Annotated in this window: 1 protein-coding gene and 2 pseudogenes; 2 read left to right on the top strand and 1 reads right to left on the bottom strand. The window is 37.6% G+C overall.

Annotated features, from left to right (window positions below):
• Together PPOP_RS10840 and PPOP_RS10835 are read left to right on the top strand one after the other, a co-directional pair.
• The coding region (locus PPOP_RS10840; protein ID WP_006286382.1) for a hypothetical protein at window positions 1–259 on the top strand (259 nt) is incomplete at its 5' end.
• A 101-nt stretch (window positions 260–360) separates the two neighbouring features.
• Window positions 361–1,132, top strand: a pseudogene (locus tag PPOP_RS10835) (HAD-IIB family hydrolase).
• Between the two features lie 365 nt (window positions 1,133–1,497).
• Here the strand turns inward: PPOP_RS10835 and PPOP_RS25440 are convergent.
• Window positions 1,498–1,770: pseudogene (locus tag PPOP_RS25440) on the bottom strand (IS4 family transposase); the annotation flags it as partial.

Genomic DNA, 1,770 nt, shown 5'->3' with positions numbered 1-1,770 from the left:
GCTCTTTGAACTGAACAAAGAAAAAACGAGTGATGATGAAGGCTATACCCACGGCAAAATGGTTCGTGGCCTCTTCCACACTCGTTGTCAGGTTTGCGTGAAAAACCACAAGGGTATTCAGCGAATCTCTATTGATTGTGACACACAAGTGCAGCCATTTGCAAGGCTTATTGAATTATTTGGGCCGGAGCATGATTTGATGCTTCTTTGGGCTACGCCCAAACCGGATATTTACCAAGGCTTACCTTGGACTGCATAGGTCATGTATACTATAGATAATTCAAGTTATTGTAAAAAAAGAGAAACATCGAATTATTTCGGCTATAATATGTATAATAACCATTTGCAGGAGGTAGAAGCATGAAGTTTGTATTTGATTTAGACGGGACAATTTTGTTTTAAAGGACAGCCGTTTTCAGGCCGTATTCTGAAGGCTTTGAAAACGACTGAAGAAAAAGGTCATGAAATTATTTTTGCTTCTGCTCGCCCAATAAGGGACATGATCCCAGTGGTGAATAAGCATTTTCATAACCATTTTCTGATAGGTGGGAATGGTTCTCTCATATCAAGAGAAGGCAAAACCATATATGTACAATCTTTTTCCAATGAGCAGATGCAAATCATTAGGGAACTCATCGGGAAGTACCAGGCTACATACTTAATAGATAGTGATTGGGATTATGCATATACTGGGGCTGCTGACCATCCTATTCTAAACAATCTAGATCCTTTGAAAATAGCCAAGAGGCTTCCGGTAGAATCACTCGCCAACATAGTTAAAGTTCTTGTATTGTCCGCGACTGACATAGAAATGTTAGCTGAAAAATTGACTTTATTAGGTGTTGTTGTACATAAACATGGAGACGAAAACTCATTAGATATTAGCCCTGAAAATATCAATAAGTGGATCGCTTTGCAAAAAATAGGTGTTGAGGAAAAACAGTTTGTGGCATTTGGGAATGATGCAAATGATATTAGCATGTTCCAGAAAGCACTCTACTCCGTGAGGATTGGTGACCATAAGGGGTTAGAGGAGTATACAACAGAGAGCGTATCGCTAGATGAAAATTACGAGAAAAAAATAATTGAAAAGTTGGAGGAGATTTCCCTCAAATTTTTAGAGCAGGTTTAAAGCGATATTTAAACGAATGGCTACACAGAAGACGTATGTTCCCAACTTAGGGGATATTCGTCTTTTTTTAGCTGCTGTTGGTTTTTTAGAGTTGTTTCAGTTCAAATTGGAGAATTTTTATACCATAGCGAATTCAAATTTTGGAGTCGTAATTTTGAATTAATAGAGAGAATTTATATTTTAATTTTATTACATAAATAGAATTATATAAAATTATCTGGTTTATATTGACAGCGAAAGCGATTGGATTTATCATTCAGTTATAATGCTTCCTCGCAATAGTTAATGGTAATGTCTGCTCAGTGGAAAAATAGTCAATACTGCTCAGTAAGAACAGGCCTGTTGATTAACCAAATTACCCCATATCAAAATAATCGGGATTCTCCTAATAGAATACAATGAATCCGTAACTGCCACTCAACGGGAAGCGAACAGAAAACAAATAATCGGGCAAACCGGGCAAATGAAAGAACAGCATGCCGAGGCAAGCCGGTGTTTGTAACATCATACAGCCATTTGAGAAGAATATAGGTAATCAAGGCTTCAAATAGCTGACCATATACGGCATTTTCAGTCGTACCGAACAACGTAGGAACGTTCAAATGTTGCTTGATCCAGCGGAAAAAGACTTCTATCTG

The organism is Paenibacillus popilliae ATCC 14706, from assembly GCF_000315235.1.
Lineage (GTDB): Bacteria > Bacillota > Bacilli > Paenibacillales > Paenibacillaceae > Paenibacillus_B > Paenibacillus_B popilliae.
This window is presented reverse-complemented; position numbering and strand designations above follow the sequence as displayed.